Origin of the sequence: Streptomyces malaysiensis subsp. malaysiensis (assembly GCF_040653035.1) — a bacterium.
Taxonomy (GTDB): domain Bacteria; phylum Actinomycetota; class Actinomycetes; order Streptomycetales; family Streptomycetaceae; genus Streptomyces; species Streptomyces malaysiensis.
In genome coordinates this window covers 32,062-49,966 of sequence record NZ_JBEZNG010000049.1, presented here as the reverse complement: position 1 = coordinate 49,966, position 17,905 = coordinate 32,062, and the positions used below count along the sequence as shown (strand labels likewise).

Sequence of the window (17,905 nt, the reverse complement as noted above, 5' to 3'; positions counted from 1 at the left end):
GCCCGGTTACATTCCGAACCCGGAAGCTAAGCCTTTCAGCGCCGATGGTACTGCAGGGGGGACCCTGTGGGAGAGTAGGACGCCGCCGAACAATTCTTCAAAAAGACCCTGATGGGAAGTTCACTTCCTGTCAGGGTCTTTTTCATGCCCATGTCTGGTACGCCCCGGTGCCGGAGCTGTCCGGGCCTACCGGTAGAGTCATGGAGCATCATCGGCCTGTTTCTCACGGGAGGCTCCCGGGTGGAGGTACAGGAGACACGAGTTCAGACGGACCGTGTGCTCACCATCCCGAACATCCTCAGCGCTGCGCGCCTCGTCGGCGTGCCGCTTTTCCTGTGGCTGATCCTCCGGCCCGAGTTCGGCGGGCCCAAGAGTGACGGCTGGGCACTGCTGGTCCTGGCACTCAGTGGCGTCAGCGACTATCTCGACGGGAAGCTGGCTCGTCGCTGGAACCAGATCAGCAGCCTTGGCCGGTTTCTCGATCCGGCGGCCGACCGTCTCTACATACTGTCTACACTTGTAGGTCTCACCTGGCGCGAGATCCTGCCCCTCTGGCTGACCGCGGTCCTTCTCGTGCGAGAGCTGGTCCTGCTTGTGATGGTGGGCGTCCTACGGCGCCATGGCTATCCGCCGCCGCAGGTGAACTTCCTCGGCAAGGCGGCTACCTTCAACCTGATGTATGCTTTCCCGTTGCTCCTTCTGAGTGAGGGAAGTGGCTGGCTTCACACGACCGCCGCCATTTTCGGATGGGCGTTCGCCGGATGGGGTACAACACTCTATTGGTGGGCAGGAGTCCTCTACGTGGTTCAGGTCCGCCGACTTGTCAGGGCGGACACCGCGGCCGACTGAGCTCGCCGTAGCGGCGTCCATAGAGGCCGGGGCCCGTAGCGCGGTAGGTGTAAGGGCCATCGGGCGTGCACGGTCGGCATGACCGTCGTCTCTTCAAGGAGGACGCTTCCGACATGAAGGCCGTCGTGATGGCAGGGGGCGAGGGGACTCGTCTGCGCCCGATGACCTCGACCATGCCCAAACCGCTACTGCCCGTGGCCAATCGGCCGATCATGGAGCATGTGCTCCGGCTGCTCAAGCGGCATGGTCTCAGCGAGACCGTGGTGACAGTCCAGTTCCTCGCGTCCCTGGTCAAGAACTACTTCGGTGACGGCGAGGAGCTCGACATGGAGCTCACGTACGCGAATGAGGAGAAGCCACTCGGCACCGCCGGTAGCGTCAAGAACGCGGAGGAAGCGCTCAAGGACGACACCTTCCTGGTGATCTCCGGCGATGCCCTGACGGATTTCGACCTCACGGATCTGATCAATTTCCATAAGGAAAAGGGTGCCCTTGTCACCGTCTGTCTGACGCGCGTTCCCAATCCCCTCGAATTCGGTATCACCATCGTCGACGAGGCGGGCAAGGTCGAGCGCTTCCTGGAGAAGCCCACCTGGGGCCAGGTCTTCTCCGATACGGTCAACACCGGCATCTACGTCATGGAGCCGGAGGTCTTCGACTATGTCGAGCCCGATGTGCCGGTCGACTGGTCCGGAGATGTCTTCCCTCAGCTGATGAAGGAGGGCAAGCCCATCTTCGGCTATATCGCCGAGGGCTACTGGGAGGACGTCGGCACCCATGAGAGCTATGTGAAGGCCCAGGCCGACGTTCTCGAGGGCAAGGTCGACGTCGAGCTCGACGGATTCGAGATCTCCCCCGGCGTATGGGTCGCCGAAGGGGCGGATGTGCATCCGGAGGCCGTGCTCCGCGGTCCGCTCTACATCGGCGACTACGCCAAGGTGGAGGACGGTGCCGAGATCCGCGAGCACACCGTCGTCGGCTCCAATGTCGTGGTGAAGAGCGGCGCCTTTCTGCACAAGGCCGTGGTGCATGACAATGTGTACGTCGGCCAGCAGAGCAATCTGCGCGGCTGTGTCATCGGCAAGAACACCGACATCATGCGCGCGGCCCGTATCGAGGACGGGGCCGTCATCGGCGATGAGTGCCTGATCGGTGAGGAATCGATTGTCCAGGGCAATGTCCGGGTCTATCCGTTCAAGACCATCGAGGCGGGCGCGTTCGTCAACACCTCGGTGATCTGGGAGTCCCGGGGGCAGGCCCATCTGTTCGGCGCACGGGGCGTCTCCGGCATCCTCAATGTGGAGATCACCCCGGAGCTCGCGGTGCGGCTCGCCGGGGCGTATGCGACGACCCTCAAGAAGGGCTCCACGGTCACCACGGCGCGTGACCATTCCAGGGGCGCGCGGGCGCTCAAACGGGCGATGATCTCCGCACTCCAGACCAGCGCCATCGACGTACGGGACCTGGAGAACGTACCGCTGCCGGTGGCCCGGCAGCAGACCGCGCGCGGCAGCGCCGGCGGCTTTATGATCCGGACCTCTCCCGGGGTGCCCGACTCGGTCGACATCATGTTCTTCGACGAGCGGGGCGCCGATCTCTCGGCGGGCGGTCAGCGCAAGCTGGACCGGGTCTACGCCCGCCAGGAGTACCGCAGGGCCTTCCCGGGCGAGATCGGTGACCTCAGCTTCCCGTCGAGCGTCTTCGACTCGTACACGGGCTCGCTGCTGCGCGCCGTGGACATCAGCGGCATCGCCGAATCCGGTCTCAAGGTCGTCGTGGACGCCGCCAATGGAAGCGCCGGGCTGGTGCTCCCGAGCCTGCTGGGCCGGCTCGGAGTGGACGCGCTGACCATCAACCCCGGTCTGGACGAGTCGCGTCCGACGGAGACGGCCGACGGCCGCCGGTCGGGGCTGGCCCGGCTCGGCGAGATCGTCGCCTCGGCGCGGGCGGCGTTCGGAGTGCGGTTCGACCCGGTCGGTGAGCGGTTCTCGCTCGTCGACGAGCGGGGGCGGATCGTGGAGGACGACCGGACGCTGCTGGTGATGCTGGACCTGGTCGCCGCGGAGCGGCGCAGCGGGCGGGTGGCGCTTCCGGTGACCACGACCCGTATCGCCGAGCAGGTGGCGGCGTATCACGGCACACAGGTGGAGTGGACGACCACCGCGGCGGACGATCTGACCCGGGTGGCCCGGTCGGAGTCCACCATCTTCGGGGGCGATGGCCGCGGTGGCTTCATCATCCCCGAGTCCACCAGCGTCTTCGACGGTACGGCCGCGTTCGTCCGGCTGATCGGGCTGGTGGCGCGCACTCAGCTGACCCTGAGTCAGATCGATGCGAGGATTCCGCGGGCGCATGTCCAACGGCGTGATCTGGCCACCCCCTGGGCGGTCAAGGGCCTGGTCATGCGGCATGTCGTGGAGGCGGCGAGCGACCGTTCCGTGGACACCACGGACGGGGTGCGGGTCGTGGAGGCCGACGGGCGGTGGGTCATGGTGCTGCCAGACCCGGCCGAGGCAGTCACCCATCTGTGGGCGGAGGGTCCGGACGAGGCGTCCGCGCAGGCCCTGCTGGACGAGTGGTCGACCGTCGTGGACAGCGCGGGGCGCTGACACCGGGGCCGTTCGCCCACGTCTGAGCGCGTCGGGCCGCCGCCCCGAGGTCCCGGATCCGGCACGCCGGAGGGGCCATTCGGTGGCGGCGGCCCCCACGTGCGACGATGTGCGGCATGTCGCAGCAGCCCCCCGTTCGGAGCACAGCATCGTCGCGCCCACGCCTCGACGCGTCCATGTCGCTGCTGACCAATGTGATGGACCACAGCCTCGACGACGGTTACGCCGAGGCCGCGGCGCGGCGCGGGGAGACCGGTCGCTCGCGTCTACCGCGCACCGTGCGGGCCAAATTGGGGCTGGCTCTCGGTCTCGTCCTGGTCGCGGTCGTCATCACCGTGGGCGCCGCCGAGGCGCGGATATCGGCGCCGACGCTGGCCAAGGAGCGGGGAGAACTGATCGACCGCATCGAGACGGGAAACTCGAACGCGGACAAGCTCGCCAGGAACGTGGACAAGCTCCGCGGCGAGGTCGGGGAGAAGCAGCGGCAGGCGCTGGAGAAGGACGGCGGGGCCAAGGCCGATCTGGTGGCGCTGCTCGCGGGGGCCAACGAGGTGACGGGCCCCGGGGTGAAACTGGTGGTCGACGACGCCAAGGACGCGACCGGCAGTGGCGGGGGACCACGGGAGAGCGCCGACTTCTCCGATACCGGCCGGGTGCGCGACCACGATATGCAGCGGGTCGTCAACGGTCTGTGGGAGTCGGGGGCGGAGGCCGTCTCGATCAACGGACAGCGGCTGACGGCGCTCTCGGCGATCAGGGCCGCGGGAGACGCCATACTGGTCGACAACAAGCCGCTGGCGCCGCCGTATACGGTGCTCGCGGTGGGGGACGGGCAGCGGCTGAGCACCGCTTTCCAGAACAGCGCGGACGGTCAGTACCTGCATGTGCTTCAGCAGAACTATGACATCCGCACGAGCATCTCCGCCCAGGACTCGCTCCGGCTTCCGGCCGCGCCGAGCCTGATCGTACGTACCGCGGAACCGATAGCCGGTGGGCCCGGCAAGGGTGACGCCGACACAGGGAAGGGCACATCGTGATCGCCGTATTGGGGCTCATCGTGGGAGTCGTGGTGGGACTTGTGGTCCGACCCGTGGTGCCGACGATGGTCGAGCCCTATCTGCCGATCGCCGTCGTGGCGGCACTCGACGCGGTCTTCGGAGGCTTCCGGGCGATGCTGGACGGGATCTTCGACGACAAGGTCTTCGTCGTATCGTTCCTGTCCAATGTGGTGGTGGCCGCACTGATCGTCTTCCTCGGTGACAAGCTGGGCGTCGGTGCCCAGCTGTCGACGGGAGTCGTGGTCGTGCTCGGTATCCGGATCTTCTCCAACGCGGCCGCGATCCGCCGCCATGTGTTCCGGGCGTGAGGCCGATGACGACCGACGACACCCCTGAGAAGCCCGAGAAGCCACAGCCGGCCGAAAATCGTGAGCAGGCCGAAACGCCGCGACAGGTGGCCGAAACGCCGAGACTCGCCGAGCGGGACGCCAAGGCCGAGCGGCCCGTGAGGCCCGAGCAGCCGCCGAAGGCTGAGCAGCCCCAGCCCGAGCAGCCCGCGAAGACCGAGAAGGCCGCTGAGCGGCCGTCGCGGTCGCCCGAGCCGCCGCGACGGCCGGAGGCGCCCGAGAGGCCCGCGCGCTCCGGAGAGCCGCGCGAGCGGGCGGAGCCCCAGCGGCCGTCGGCGGCCGGACCGCCACGCCAGGGCGCTGCCTCCGAACCGCCACGGCAGGCCGCTGCCGCCGGGCCGCCGCGGCCGGGCGCCGCGCCGCCCGCCCGGAGGCCCGAGCGCCGCGACACGCCTCCCCGCCGTGACACGCCCGAGCGTCGCGACACGCCGGAGCGCCGTGACGCACCGAAGCGCCGTGACGCGCCGAAGCAGCCGGGCAGGCCCGCCGCGCCCGGGCCGGGCGGTCTCAAGGACCTCGCCCTCAGGAAGCCCCTGCCCAAGGCTGTGCTGCCCGAGGCCCTGCCGCCCCAGGCCCAGGGCCGTCCCGTCAGGCCGGGGGCGCCCACCGCGGGCGGCGGGGCCACCGGACCCGCCGACGGGTCCCGGAGCGGCCCCGGAGAGCCTGTGGGGCCCGCTCCCGGCCCCGGAGCCGGTCAGGGGCCGGAGGAGCCCCTGAGCGGCCGCCAGCGGCTGGTGAAGGGCGTATGGCCGCCGCGGCTGACCCGTGCGCAGCTGATCGTCGCCCTGCTGCTCTTCGGTCTCGGCCTGGGCCTGGCCATCCAGGTGCGCTCGACCAACGAGAACAGCGTGCTGCGCGGCGCCCGGCAGGAGGACCTGGTCCGGATCCTCGACGAGCTGGACTCCCGCACCCAGCGGCTCCAGGACGAGAAGCGCCGCCTGGAGAACCAGCGCACCGAGCTGGAGAACAGCTCGGACCAGGCCGAGGAGGCCCGCAAGCAGACGCTCCAGAAGGAGCAGCAGCTGGGCGTGCTCGCCGGTACGGTGGCAGCGCAGGGCCCCGGCATCACCATCACCATCGACGACTCCCGGGGCTCCGTGGAGTCGGACATGCTGCTCGACACGGTCCAGGAGCTGCGCGCGGCGGGCGCCGAGGCGATCCAGATCGGCACGGTGCGCGTGGTCGCCGGCACCTACTTCTCGGACAGCGGCGGCGCGATCCGGATCGATGGACGGAAAGTGACGCGACCGTATGTTGTGAAGGTGATCGGCAAGCCGGAAGATCTGGAGCCGGCGCTGAACATCCCGGGCGGCGTGGTGCAGAGCCTGGAGAAGGAGCAGGCCACTGTGTCCGTGCGGCGGGAGAAGAAGATCGTTGTGGATGCCTTGCGATCGGCGAAGCGGCCTGACTACGCTCGGTCGTCATCACGGTGAGGCGGTTCGAAATGGGGGTCTCTCGGGGAGACCATGTGGACGCGGGGGGTCGACGCACCGGAAGATCCGCGCGTGATGGAAACTGTCTGGTGGTCACGGACGTTGTGAGGATGTCCGGGCCGTCTGGTGTGTGCATCGAGGGTTTGTCCTGCCCCACGGGCGGGTCTGTTTCAGTCAAGGGGAATCGCCCGTGAAGTTGTTCGGGAAGTTGTTCGGCAAGAGTGCCCGCCAGGATGGCGGCAGCAGCACCGCTCGCCACCGCGCCTCACGAGGCGCGGAGGAGAGCGGAGGGGGCACCGGGGAGCGTCCGCTGTTCCGGGACCAGGTCGGCGGACAGGGTGCGTCTGTTGACCCCTCCGCGGCCGGGCCCATAGGTTCCGAGGAGCCATCGGCCGCTCGGAGTGGTGGAGGGTTCGGCTTGCCGGTCTGTCAGCGGTGTGGCCACCGGAACGCGGAGGCCAGCCGGTTCTGCTCCAACTGCGGTGCCCCGCTGCGCGGCGGTGCCGCGCCCTCCGAGCGTGCCTCGGAGACCACCTCCACCATTTCGATCTCGGGTCTCGAGGCGTACGACTCCGAGGTGACCGGGCAGACGCCGCTGCCGTCGCTCAGCCCGGAGGCGCAGGCCGCCGTCGAGGCGCTGCCGCTGGGATCGGCGCTGCTGGTGGTCCGCCGCGGGCCGAACTCGGGCAGCCGCTTCCTGCTGGACAGTGATGTCACCACGGCGGGCCGCCACCCGCAGAGCGACATCTTCCTGGACGATGTGACGGTCTCCCGCCGCCATGTGGAGTTCCAGCGCGGCCAGGACGGCAGCTTCACCGTCGCGGACGTCGGCAGCCTCAACGGGACGTACGTCAACCGGGAGCAGATCGACGCGTCGGTCGTCCTGGCCAGCGGCGACGAGGTGCAGATCGGTAAGTACCGGCTGGTCTTCTACCCGAGCCAGCGGGGCGTCGGCATCTGACCCGTCCAGGGGAGGTCCATGCTTCAGACACCGTCGGGCGGTGCCGATACCGGCACCGCCCCCGCGGACGGCCGGTCGATGAGCATCGGCACCGTGCTGAATCTGTTGCGGGACGAGTTCCCCGAGGTCACCATCTCCAAGATCCGCTTCTTGGAGTCGGAGGGGCTGGTGGAGCCGCGGCGCACACCGTCCGGCTATCGCAAATTCAGCCAGCGGGATGTGGAGCGGCTCGGCCATATCCTCCGGATGCAGCGTGACCACTACCTGCCGCTCAAGGTCATCCGGGAGCATCTGGACGCCCTGGAGCGCGGGGAACAGTTGCAGCTTCCTGCCGCTTCGCAGGGAGCCCGGCAGCCGGGGTCGCTCGACGGCGGCGCCGAGGCGGCTCAGGACGGCCCCACGGCCGCCCGGGTCGGCCGTGCGGAGCTGCTGGCAACGGCCGAGGTCAGCGAGGTGGAGCTGGCCGAATGGGAGTCGTACGGGCTGCTGGCGCCGAGCGCGGACGGCGGCTACGACATCGAGTCGGTGACCGTCGCCCGGCTCATCGCCGAACTCGGTCGTTTCGGCCTGGAACCACGTCATCTGCGAATCATGAAGGCTTCCGCCGAGCGCGAGGCCGGAATGGTCGAGCAGGTGGTCGCACCGTTGCGGTTGCATAGAAACCCGCAGACCAGAGCGCATGCGGAGGCCAGTGCGCGGGAGCTCGCCACGCTCTCCGTACAGCTGCACGCGGCCCTGGTGCGGTCGGCTCTGAGGGCCCAGGAGCGGTGACCGGCCGGGCCCCGACTATCCAAACCGGCCGGGCACGTCCTAGGGTTGCTGTGTGAACGAGCTCGACGTCGTGGGTGTCCGGGTGGAAATGCCCTCCAACCAACCGATCGTGCTCCTGCGTGAAGTGGGAGGCGACCGCTACCTCCCCATCTGGATCGGACCAGGTGAGGCGACCGCGATCGCCTTCGCTCAGCAGGGCATGGCTCCGGCGCGCCCGCTGACCCATGACCTTTTCAAAGACGTACTCGAAGCGGTCGGCCAGCAGCTCACGGAGGTCCGGATCACGGATCTGCGCGAGGGGGTCTTCTACGCGGAGCTGGTCTTCGCCAGCGGCGTGGAGGTCAGTGCCCGGCCGTCCGACGCCATAGCGCTCGCGCTGCGCACCGGAACGCCGATCTACGGCAGCGACGGCGTGCTGGACGACGCCGGTATCGCGATCCCGGACGAGCAGGAGGACGAGGTGGAGAAGTTCCGCGAGTTCCTCGACCAGATCTCGCCCGAGGACTTCGGAACCAGCAGCCAGTAGACGGTATGCCGGTCCTCGCTCGCGCATTCGAGTAGCCTTTCCCGGACGAGGGACACGGGAAACCACCCTTAGGGTGATTATCACTCGGCGTGCCGAGTGTGGCGATCGTTGACGCACCCCGGGTGACTGCCTACCTTCAAGATGGCAGGTCGAGGACGGAGGTCGGCGTGAGAAGCACCGGCGACGGCACGGCGGCCGGCGGTCCGTACACGCTCCAGGGGAGCGCATCGGCCGATCCGGCAGTGAAGGCTCGGGTCGCGGCACAGGCCGCACCGCCGCATGAGCCCGCCGCGGGGGGGACGGAGCGGGTCGGATACCGCGGACCCACCGCATGCGCGGCTGCGGGCATCACCTACCGCCAGCTGGACTACTGGGCCCGCACCGGGCTGGTGGAACCCAGCGTCCGGCCGGCCTACGGCTCGGGCAGCCAGCGGCTCTACAGCTTCCGGGACGTGGTCGTCCTCAAGATCGTGAAGCGGCTGCTGGACACAGGCGTGTCGCTCCAGAACATCCGGGCGGCGGTGGCGCATCTGCGCTCCAGGGAGCTCGACGACCTGGCCCAGATGACGCTCATGAGCGACGGCGCGACCGTCTACGAGTGCACCTCGCCCGATGAGGTCGTGGACCTCCTCCAGGGCGGCCAGGGCGTCTTCGGGATCGCCGTGGGCGTCGTCTGGCGGGATGTGGAGAGCGCGCTCTCCCAGCTGCACGGCGAGCGGGTGGACACCGGTGAGACGCTGATCCGGCCCAACCCCGCCGATGAGCTCGCGGCGCGCCGCAACCGGGCCGGTTGAGCAGTCCGTTCGGCCTTCCGCTTCGTCCCCTCGCCGCGCCCCTCGCGTTCTCGCCCAGCACCCCTAAGAGGCGCCGATCGGCGCCTCCGGGCCCCGTCCCCGGCCCTCGGGCCGCCCATTGTCGGTGGTGTGCGGCAGCATCGGAGATGTGAGGGGTGCGCCGACGATTCTCCATCTGGACATGGACGCCTTCTACGCCTCGGCGGAGCAGGCGGCCAAGCCCAGCCTGCGCGGTAAGCCGGTGATCGTGGGGGGCCTGGGGCCGCGTGGCGTGGTCGCCACGGCCTCCTACGAGGCCCGGGTGTTCGGGGTGCACTCGGCCATGGCGATGGCCCAGGCCCGCCGCCTGTGTCCGAACGCGGCGTTCCTCATCCCGCGCTTCTCCCTCTACCGCAAGGTGAGCGACTCGGTCATGCGCCTGCTGCACACGCTGTCGCCCCTGGTGGAGCCGCTGAGCCTGGACGAGGCGTTCGTCGATCTGGAGGCGGGCGGCACCGAGGCCACCGTGGAGGCGGCGCGCGCCGTGGGGGAGCGGCTGCGGACCGACATCAGGGCGGTCACCGGGCTGACCGGATCCGTGGGGCTCGCCGGGTCCAAGATGCTCGCCAAGATCGGCTCGGAGCAGGCCAAGCCGGACGGTCTGGTGATCATCGAGCCCGGGACGGAGCGCGATCTGCTCGGCCCCATGTCGGTCCGTACGCTCCCGGGCGTGGGTCCCGCCACGGCGGAGACGCTGCGCCGGGCCGGGATCCACACCGTGGCCGAGACCCGGGAGGCGGGCGAGGCCGAGCTGGTGCGGCTGCTGGGCCGGGCCCACGGCACCTCGCTGTTCCTGATGGCCGAGGGCCGGGACGAGCGGCCCGTCGTCGCCGAGCGGGACGCCAAGTCCATCTCGGCCGAGGACACCTTCGACGTCGACGTCACCGATCGCACCCGGGTGCAGCTGGAGATCGCGCGGCTCGCCGACCGCTGTGTGCGGCGGCTGCGCGAGGCGGGCCGCTCGGGGCGGACGGTCGTGATCAAGGTGCGGCGGTACGACTTCTCCACGCTCACCCGTTCGGAGACCCTGCGCGGGCCGACCGACGATCCGGGGGTGGTGCGGGAGGCCGCGGCGCGGCTGATCGACAGCGTGGACACCACGGCGGGTGTGCGGCTGCTGGGCGTCGGCGTCAGCGGTCTGGCGGACTACACCCAGGAGGATCTCTTCGCCCAGGCAGCCCAGGCAGCCCAGGCAGCCCAAGCCGCTCACGAGGCCCTGGAGGGCGCGGGGCACCCGCCGGGCCCCGAGAGACCGGAGGCCGTGGGAGAGCGCGCGGAAGAGGCGTCTGAGGGCGCTGGGAAGCCACGGCACTGGCTGCCGGGCACCGATGTGCGGCATACCGAGTACGGGGCGGGCTGGGTGCAGGGCAGTGGGGTGGGCCGGGTGACCGTGCGCTTCGAGGAGCCGTGGTCGCGGCCGGGGCGGGTACGGACGTTCGCCGTGGACGACCCGGCGCTTGAACCGTCCGAACCGCTGCCGTTGCTGCGGCCGGACGCGGGGCCGGGCCCGGCGCCCCAGGGGGAGGCCGCGGACCCGAGCCCGGACGGGACCGCGGATCCCGCGGAGGGCATGGGCCAAGGCCCGCGGGAGGCCGAAGGCCCGGACGGGTCGGCGGGTGCCGGTGGTGGGCCCGGTCAGGGGCCGGGTCAGCCGGTGACGTCCAGGCCGTAGTGGTGGTAGAGCTGGAGTTCCTGCTCGGGGGAGAGGTGGCGCCCGACGCCGAAGTCCGGGGCGTCCTTGATCAGCGCCCGTTCGTACGGCACCCGCAGGGTGTCGCCGACCACCTCGCTCGGTTCGAGCGGTACGAAGACGTCCCGGCTGAACAGCCCGGTGCGTACCGCCGCCCATTCGGGCTCGCCGGTCGCGTCGTCGAGATAGACCTCGTCCACGGTGCCGATCTTGGCGCCCTCGCGGTCGAATGCCTTGCGGCCGATCAGGGTCCGCGGGTCGATATCGGTCTGCACGGTCTCTCCCACAGGTGGCAAGCAGGTGGCAAGTGGCCATTGATACCTACAAAAAGCCACATCGCCGCGCTCGGCCACTCGAACACCGGCGGCCGTCCCCCGCGGCAGAACCGCTGATACGCTGACTGTGACTGTGAACCCCGTGCGGGAGAGTCCTCCGCCGACGCTGTCGGAGGCGCCGAAGGAGCAAACCCTCCCCGGAATCTCTCAGGCACACGTACCGTGCGGGTGAGGTCACTCTGGAAAGCAGGGTGGGCCACGGGCGAGCAGAGCTCCGGGACCCCTCCTCACCGACGGTGAAAACCGGTCAGGCGGTATGTGGGCCGGTGAAGCTCTCAGGTTGAGATGACAGAGGGGGAGGCCGTCCGGGCACCCGCGCCGTGGTGCCCCTCGTCGGTCGTTACAGACCAGGAGGCCCCCGCAGATGACCGCCCATCGCATCGCACTCTCCGACTTGGAACGCGGTACTCCGTTCGAGCAGCGCCATATCGGCCCGGACGGCGAGGCTCAGGCCAAGATGCTTGCCCAGGTCGGCTTCGGCTCGCTGGACGAGCTCACCGAGGCCGCCGTACCGGACGTCATCAAGAGCACCGAGGCGCTGAACGCCCTGCCTCCGGCCCGCAGCGAACCGGAGGTCCTCGCCGAGCTGCGCGGACTCGCCGACCGCAACCAGGTGCTGCCGTCGATGATCGGCCTCGGCTACTACGGCACCCACACCCCGCCGGTGATCCTGCGCAATGTGCTGGAGAACCCCGCCTGGTACACCGCCTACACGCCCTACCAGCCGGAGATCTCCCAGGGCCGGCTCGAGGCGCTGCTCAACTTCCAAACCGTCGTCGCCGATCTGACCGGGCTGCCCACGGCCGGTTCCTCGCTGCTGGACGAGGCCACCGCGGCCGCCGAGGCGATGGCACTGTCGCGGCGTGTCGGCAAGGTCAAGGAGGGTGTCTTCCTGGTCGACGCCGACTGTCTGCCGCAGACCGTCGCGGTCATCAGGACCCGCGCCGAGCCGACCGGTGTCGAGGTCGTCGTCGCCGACTTGGCCGAGGGCATTCCGGAGGAGATCGCCGAGCGCGGGATCTTCGGTGTGCTGGTGCAGTACCCGGGCGCCTCCGGCGCGGTGCGCGATCCGCGCCCGGTCATCGAGCGCGCCCATGAGCTCGGCGCCGTCGTCACCGTCGCCGCCGATCTGCTCGCGCTCACCCTGCTCGCCTCGCCCGGTGAGCTGGGCGCGGACATCGCGGTGGGCAGCAGCCAGCGGTTCGGCGTCCCGATGGGCTTCGGCGGACCGCACGCCGGTTTCATGTCGGTGCGCGACGCCTACGCGCGCAACCTGCCCGGCCGGCTGGTCGGGGTCTCCGTGGACGCCGACGGCGACAAGGCGTACCGGCTGGCGTTGCAGACCCGTGAGCAGCACATCCGCCGGGAGAAGGCCACCAGCAACATCTGCACCGCTCAGGTGCTGCTGGCCGTGATGGCCGGGATGTACGCCGTCTACCACGGCCCGGACGGGCTCGCGGGGATCGCCCGCCGCACCCACCGCTACGCCTCCGTGCTCGCCGAGGGGCTGCGGGCCGGCGGTGTCGAGGTGGTGCACGGCGCGTTCTTCGACACCCTCACCGCGCGGGTGCCGGGCCGGGCCGCCGAGGTCGTGGCCGCGGCCCGCGAGGCCGGGGTCAACCTTCGGCACACCGACGCCGACCATGTGGGCATCGCCTGCGACGAGACCACCGGCCGTGCGCAGCTGGCCGCCGTATGGTCCGCCTTCGGGGTGGACGGCGGGAACGGCGACGCGGCCGGGATCCCCGGCATCGACGAGCTGGACGCCTCGGCGCCGGACGCGCTGCCCGCGGACCTGCTGCGCCACGACGGCTATCTGGCCCACCCGGTCTTCCACCAGCACCGCTCCGAGACCGCGATGCTGCGCTATCTGCGCCGCCTGGCGGACCGGGACTACGCCCTGGACCGGGGCATGATCCCGCTCGGCTCCTGCACCATGAAGCTCAACGCGACCACCGAGATGGAGCCGGTCACCTGGCCGGAGTTCGGCGCGCTGCACCCCTTCGCACCGGCCGAGCAGGCCCAGGGCTATCTGACCCTGATCCGTGAGCTGGAGGAGCGGCTGGCCGAGGTCACCGGCTATGACAAGGTCTCGCTCCAGCCGAACGCCGGCTCCCAGGGCGAACTCGCCGGTCTGCTGGCGGTGCGCGCCTACCACCGGGCCAACGGGGACACCCGACGCACCGTCTGCCTGATCCCGTCCTCCGCGCACGGCACCAACGCCGCCAGCGCCGTGATGGCCGGGATGAAGGTCGTCGTGGTCAAGACCGGTGAGGACGGCGAGATCGACACCGGCGATCTGCGCGCCAAGATCGAGAAGCATGGTGCGGAACTGGCCGTGCTGATGGTCACCTACCCCTCCACCCACGGTGTGTTCGAGGAGCACATCACCGAGATCTGCGCGGCCGTGCACGACGCGGGCGGCCAGGTCTACGTGGACGGCGCCAATCTCAACGCGCTGGTCGGGCTCGCCGAACCCGGCCGGTTCGGCGGCGATGTCTCGCATCTGAACCTGCACAAGACCTTCTGCATCCCGCACGGCGGTGGCGGCCCCGGCGTCGGCCCGGTCGCGGTGCGCGAGCATCTGGCGCCCTTCCTCCCCAACCATCCGCTCCAGCCCGCCGCGGGCCCGGCCACCGGCGTCGGGCCGGTCTCGGCCGCCCCCTGGGGCTCCGCGGGGATCCTGCCGATCTCCTGGGCGTACATCCGGCTGATGGGCGCCGAGGGGCTGCGCCGCGCGACCCAGGTCGCGGTGCTCGGCGCCAATTACATCGCCAAGCGTCTCGAACCGCACTACCCCGTGCTCTACACCGGCCCCGGCGGGCTGGTGGCCCATGAGTGCATCGTGGATCTGCGGCCGCTGACGAAGGCCACCGGGGTGAGCGTCGACGATGTGGCCAAGCGCCTGATCGACTACGGCTTCCACGCGCCGACGATGTCGTTCCCGGTCGCCGGGACGTTGATGATCGAGCCGACCGAGAGCGAGGACCTGGCGGAGCTGGACCGGTTCTGCCAGGCGATGATCGCCATCCGGGCCGAGATCGAGAAGGTCGGCTCGGGCGAGTGGGCCAAGGAGGACAATCCGCTCCGGAACGCCCCGCATACGGCGGCGTCGCTGACCGGGGAGTGGGACCACTCGTACTCCCGGGAGGAAGCGGTCTTCCCGGCCGGGGTCTCGGCGGCCGACAAGTACTGGCCGCCGGTGCGGCGGATCGACGGAGCCTACGGGGACCGCAACCTCGTCTGCTCCTGCCCGCCGCTGGAGTCCTACGAGGGCTGAGCCTGAGGCGTTCCGCCCGTTGACGCGTCAATGGGGCCGGTGCGGCGGATGCGCCGGGCCGGCCCCTGCGGTGTACATGCCGTCGCTGGCGGTGTCGGACGGCGGTGACGATGTGCTCGCGGTGTCAGGCCGCGGTGACGATGTGCTCGGAACCCAGCGGTCGGCACGGTGCGATGACACGCCCGTCCGGCAGCAGCTCACCGGTGTCCTCGAAGAGCAGGACGCCGTTGCACAGCAGGCTCCAGCCCTGCTCGGGGTGGTGCGCCACCAGATGGGCGGCATCCCGGTCGGCGGAGTCGGCTGATGGGCAAGGCGGTTGATGCTGGCACATGACAGGGTTCTTTCGCTGCGGAGTGGTGAAGGTCCTGCGGCTCGCTGCGGCGTTCATGGCCGCCCCCCGTGGTTGAGTCGGTCGATTTCTCCAGTGTTGCCCTACGGCCTGGGATCCGCAGGGATTTCGCGGTACCGGTCTCGCTAGATAATGACGCATCACCCGTCCGGACGGTTCATCGCCGCCGGACTGTTACGAGGATGCCGCGCGGAGCGCCCCGTGACCCGGCGGTCACAGGGCGCTCGCGGCCTGATGAAGGCCCAGGTCAGGCAGGTGAGCCAAGCAAAGGTGCCCGGGTCAGCCGGTGCGTCAGAACGGGCAGCAGATCGGTTGCCTGATGCGCCCGGTGGGCCGCGATACCGGGTGGTGCCGGGGCGAGCGGCACCAACAGGTCCCCCGCGCCCAGGCCGCCTTCGGCGCCGTCCGCCATCAGGTCGCCGTGCAGCCAGAGCGTGACCATGTAGAGCTCGGGGATGGACAGCAGCCGCGGCTGGTACGCCGAGGGCAGCGACTCGGCCTGGCTCAGGGCGAGTTCGGCCGAGCTGACGTAGGGGCCCTCGGAGAAGTGCGAGAAGGCCCAGCCGTCGGCGGTGAGCATCGCCTCGGCGGCGGCCACCGTACGGTCGCCGTCCCGGATCAGGAAGCGCCAGCCGGTGAGCCGGGTGCTCGGCGGGCCGTCGGGGGCGGTGATGTCGTCCAGGACATGGACGGGGAGCGGGAGTTCGGGTTCGAAGGGGCCGGTGAGCGTGGAGAGTGCCGGGGTGCGGGCCTCGCGGACGGCGGTGGGGGAGTCAAGGGCCGTGAGGACGCTGCGCAGGGCGGGCGCGGGGGCCTGGGGCACATGCAGCGGCATGGTGGATCGCCTCTCGCTTGAAGACACGGTGAAGCGATAGCGGGCCGGGTTTGGGCGGCGCTAGCGGTGGAACACGGGTCAGAGGGGAGCCGGAACAGACCGTTCGGGCGTTATCTCTCTGCCTCGTTAGCCGAGTTTATACGACAAGTGTTCCCGTTGTGTTTCGTCTAGCCGCTGCCGATAACCCCGACAAGAGGTTATCCAGACCCCGGGGGCGCGGGGATTTTCCCCGATTCAGTGCCAGATGAACGGATATGACCTGGCATTTTGCGGCCCGCGCGGTAGGCTGGAACTCGCTGGTTCATTCTCCCCGGCGCAATGCGCGGTTCCAGAGAGCCTACCGGCTGGGTGCGGAACGCGGGGCGTTATCGATCACATTGGTGGGCATCATCGAGCGTGGTGTGCAGACGGCCTGACGCCGATGATCCACTGGAGGAGGGACGCTTCGATGGGGGAGAAGCTCATAGCCGGTGAGTTCGACCCGTCCGGCCGGCGACGGCAGCGCGCCCGGTTGCGGCAGTGCCTCGACGGGCTCGGCCGGCTTCTGGCCGACAAGCGATTCGACCGCCCGAAGAATCTGATGGGGCTTGAGATCGAGCTGAATCTCGCCGGGGCCGACGGACTGCCGAGGATGATGAACGCGGAGGTTCTGGAGCGCATCGGGAGCCATGATTTCCAGACCGAACTCGGGCAGTGCAATCTTGAAGTAAACATCGTGCCCCACCGTTTGCACGGACGCGTTCTCGATCAGCTCTCGGAAGAGCTCCGAACCGGTTTGTCATATGCCGATCGCAAGGCGCGGGAAGTGTCCTCCGAGATCGTGATGATCGGAATTCTTCCGACCCTCGCAGCGGACGATCTGGGATCCACGAACCTTTCCTATGACGACCGTTACAAACTTCTCAATGAGCAGATGCTGGCCGCCCGCGGCGAGGATTTCCTCATCGACATCGAGGGCCGGGAACGATTCACCTACGCCAGTTCCTGCATCGCCCCCGAGGCGGCCTGCACCTCCGTCCAGCTCCATCTCCAGGTCACCCCGGGGCGCTTCGCGGACGCGTGGAACGCGGCGCAGGCGGTGGCCGCCGTACAGATCGCGGTGGGCGCCAACTCCCCCTTCGTCTTCGGCCATGAGGCGTGGCGCGAATCCAGGCCGCCGCTGTTCCTCCAGGCCACCGATGTGCGCCCACCGGAAATCGCCGCCCAGGGGGCGCGCCCGCGCACCTGGTTCGGCGAGCGCTGGATCGATTCCGCATACGAGTTGTTCGAGGAGAATCTGCGCTTCTTCCCGCCCCTGCTCTCCTCCGGCGACGACGAGGACCCGCTGCGGGTGCTGGACGAGGGCGGGGTGCCCGCGCTCCAGGAACTGGCGCTGCACAACGGCACCATCTACCGCTGGAACCGGCCCGTCTACGACGTCGTGGACGGCGTGCCGCATCTGCGCGTGGAGAACCGCGTGCTCCCGGCGGGGCCCACCGTCACCGATGTCATCGCCAACGCCGCCTTCTACTACGGACTGGTCAGGGCGCTGGCCGAGGAGCCCCGCCCGGTGTGGACCCGGCTGCCGTTCGCGGCCGCCGCGGCCAACTTCGACGCGGCCTGCCGGCACGGCATCGACGCGGTCCTCCAATGGCCCAAATCCGGCCGGTCGGCCTCCCTGAACCGCACCTCCGCCGTCCGGCTGGTCCGTGAGGAGTTGCTGCCGCTCGCCGCGTCCGGCCTCGACTCCTGGGGCGTGGAGCCCGCCGACCGCGACCGCTACCTCGGCGTGATCGAGGAGCGCTGCAAGCTGGGGGTCAACGGCGCGTCCTGGCAGGCGGCCACCTACCACCGGGCGCTGGGCGGCGGGCTGGACCGGGACGCCGCCCTCGCCGCCATGACCCGCCGCTACTGCGCCCTGATGCGGACCGACGCGCCGGTACACACCTGGCCCACCGATCTCTCCGGGTGATGTCCGCACCGCCGACCATGACACCGTATTGTCCGGTGAACGGGGCGGGCGCACCGATGAGCGGGTGCGCCGATGAGG

The 17,905-nt window shown here is 69.8% G+C and carries 15 protein-coding genes, 1 rRNA gene and 2 riboswitches; of the genes, 13 read left to right on the top strand and 3 right to left on the bottom strand.

The window, feature by feature from the left end; translation table 11 throughout:
• The 11 genes from rrf to AB0E24_RS44475 all read left to right on the top strand — a co-directional run.
• Positions 1 to 91, top strand: a 5S ribosomal RNA gene (gene rrf, locus AB0E24_RS44525); the annotation flags it as partial.
• Between the two features lie 149 nt (positions 92 to 240).
• Positions 241 to 849, top strand: coding sequence for a cardiolipin synthase ClsA (gene clsA / locus AB0E24_RS44520; RefSeq protein ID WP_069873684.1), 609 nt, complete (start codon positions 241 to 243; stop codon positions 847 to 849).
• Positions 850 to 962: 113 nt separating this feature from the next.
• Positions 963 to 3,458 carry a mannose-1-phosphate guanyltransferase gene (locus AB0E24_RS44515; protein WP_069873686.1) on the top strand — a complete coding sequence of 832 codons (2,496 nt, stop codon included), beginning with the start codon at positions 963 to 965 and terminating at the stop codon, positions 3,456 to 3,458.
• Between the two features lie 116 nt (positions 3,459 to 3,574).
• The gene (locus AB0E24_RS44510) at positions 3,575 to 4,495 is read left to right on the top strand and encodes a DUF881 domain-containing protein (protein ID WP_069873688.1); all 921 of its coding nucleotides are present in this window, start codon (positions 3,575 to 3,577) and stop codon (positions 4,493 to 4,495) included.
• Complete coding sequence (locus AB0E24_RS44505; RefSeq protein ID WP_069873690.1) at positions 4,492 to 4,824, top strand: small basic family protein; 333 nt, start codon at positions 4,492 to 4,494, stop codon at positions 4,822 to 4,824. The genes AB0E24_RS44510 and AB0E24_RS44505 overlap by 4 nt, the downstream gene beginning before the upstream one ends.
• A 572-nt stretch (positions 4,825 to 5,396) precedes the next feature.
• Positions 5,397 to 6,296 (top strand): DUF881 domain-containing protein, encoded by a 900-nt coding sequence (locus AB0E24_RS44500; protein ID WP_232565075.1) that lies wholly within the window; start codon positions 5,397 to 5,399, stop codon positions 6,294 to 6,296.
• 130 nt (positions 6,297 to 6,426) lie between these two features.
• Positions 6,427 to 7,257, top strand: a complete 831-nt coding sequence (locus tag AB0E24_RS44495) for an FHA domain-containing protein (RefSeq protein ID WP_359385604.1) — start codon at positions 6,427 to 6,429, stop codon at positions 7,255 to 7,257.
• 18 nt (positions 7,258 to 7,275) lie between these two features.
• On the top strand, positions 7,276 to 8,028 hold the full coding sequence (ftsR, locus tag AB0E24_RS44490; protein ID WP_359385602.1) for a transcriptional regulator FtsR: 753 nt from the start codon (positions 7,276 to 7,278) through the stop codon (positions 8,026 to 8,028).
• A gap of 52 nt (positions 8,029 to 8,080) precedes the next feature.
• A complete protein-coding gene (locus AB0E24_RS44485; protein ID WP_014058684.1) occupies positions 8,081 to 8,554 on the top strand; it encodes a bifunctional nuclease family protein in 474 nt (157 codons plus the stop codon).
• A gap of 167 nt (positions 8,555 to 8,721) precedes the next feature.
• Positions 8,722 to 9,348 carry a MerR family transcriptional regulator gene (locus AB0E24_RS44480; protein ID WP_102933723.1) on the top strand — a complete coding sequence of 209 codons (627 nt, stop codon included), beginning with the start codon at positions 8,722 to 8,724 and terminating at the stop codon, positions 9,346 to 9,348.
• A 148-nt stretch (positions 9,349 to 9,496) separates the two neighbouring features.
• Positions 9,497 to 11,059 (top strand): DNA polymerase IV, encoded by a 1,563-nt coding sequence (locus AB0E24_RS44475; protein WP_359385599.1) that lies wholly within the window; start codon positions 9,497 to 9,499, stop codon positions 11,057 to 11,059.
• On the opposite strand, the gene AB0E24_RS44470 is transcribed toward AB0E24_RS44475, so the two are convergent.
• A complete protein-coding gene (locus tag AB0E24_RS44470; protein WP_069873699.1) occupies positions 11,035 to 11,352 on the bottom strand; it encodes a PRC-barrel domain-containing protein in 318 nt (105 codons plus the stop codon). The genes AB0E24_RS44475 and AB0E24_RS44470 overlap by 25 nt on opposite strands.
• Positions 11,353 to 11,487: 135 nt before the next feature.
• Positions 11,488 to 11,585: riboswitch (glycine riboswitch) on the top strand.
• A 1-nt stretch (position 11,586) separates the two neighbouring features.
• Positions 11,587 to 11,711, top strand: a riboswitch (glycine riboswitch).
• Positions 11,712 to 11,776: 65 nt separating this feature from the next.
• On the opposite strand from AB0E24_RS44470, the gene gcvP reads away from it, so the two are divergent.
• Complete coding sequence (gcvP, locus tag AB0E24_RS44465; RefSeq protein WP_283887721.1) at positions 11,777 to 14,692, top strand: aminomethyl-transferring glycine dehydrogenase; 2,916 nt, start codon at positions 11,777 to 11,779, stop codon at positions 14,690 to 14,692.
• A 124-nt stretch (positions 14,693 to 14,816) separates the two neighbouring features.
• Here gcvP and AB0E24_RS44460 read toward each other — a convergent pair whose 3' ends face one another.
• Together AB0E24_RS44460 and AB0E24_RS44455 are read right to left on the bottom strand one after the other, a co-directional pair.
• A complete protein-coding gene (locus tag AB0E24_RS44460; RefSeq protein WP_069873704.1) occupies positions 14,817 to 15,023 on the bottom strand; it encodes a DUF5999 family protein in 207 nt (68 codons plus the stop codon).
• Between the two features lie 265 nt (positions 15,024 to 15,288).
• Entirely contained in the window at positions 15,289 to 15,876 is a 588-nt protein-coding gene (locus AB0E24_RS44455; RefSeq protein WP_069873706.1) for a hypothetical protein, read from the bottom strand.
• A gap of 448 nt (positions 15,877 to 16,324) precedes the next feature.
• On the opposite strand from AB0E24_RS44455, the gene AB0E24_RS44450 reads away from it, so the two are divergent.
• Positions 16,325 to 17,827, top strand: a complete 1,503-nt coding sequence (locus tag AB0E24_RS44450) for a glutamate-cysteine ligase family protein (RefSeq protein ID WP_069873708.1) — start codon at positions 16,325 to 16,327, stop codon at positions 17,825 to 17,827.
• Positions 17,828 to 17,905 lie beyond the last annotated feature (78 nt).

Coding starts and splice junctions, on each gene's coding strand:
- AB0E24_RS44515 (WP_069873686.1), top strand. CDS start 963: ATGAAGGCCGTCGTGATGGCAGGGGGCGAGGGGACTCGTCTGCGCCCG.
- AB0E24_RS44510 (WP_069873688.1), top strand. CDS start 3,575: ATGTCGCAGCAGCCCCCCGTTCGGAGCACAGCATCGTCGCGCCCACGC.
- ftsR (WP_359385602.1), top strand. CDS start 7,276: ATGCTTCAGACACCGTCGGGCGGTGCCGATACCGGCACCGCCCCCGCG.
- gcvP (WP_283887721.1), top strand. CDS start 11,777: ATGACCGCCCATCGCATCGCACTCTCCGACTTGGAACGCGGTACTCCG.
- AB0E24_RS44460 (WP_069873704.1), bottom strand. CDS start 15,023: ATGTGCCAGCATCAACCGCCTTGCCCATCAGCCGACTCCGCCGACCGG.
- AB0E24_RS44455 (WP_069873706.1), bottom strand. CDS start 15,876: ATGCCGCTGCATGTGCCCCAGGCCCCCGCGCCCGCCCTGCGCAGCGTC.
- AB0E24_RS44450 (WP_069873708.1), top strand. CDS start 16,325: ATGGGGGAGAAGCTCATAGCCGGTGAGTTCGACCCGTCCGGCCGGCGA.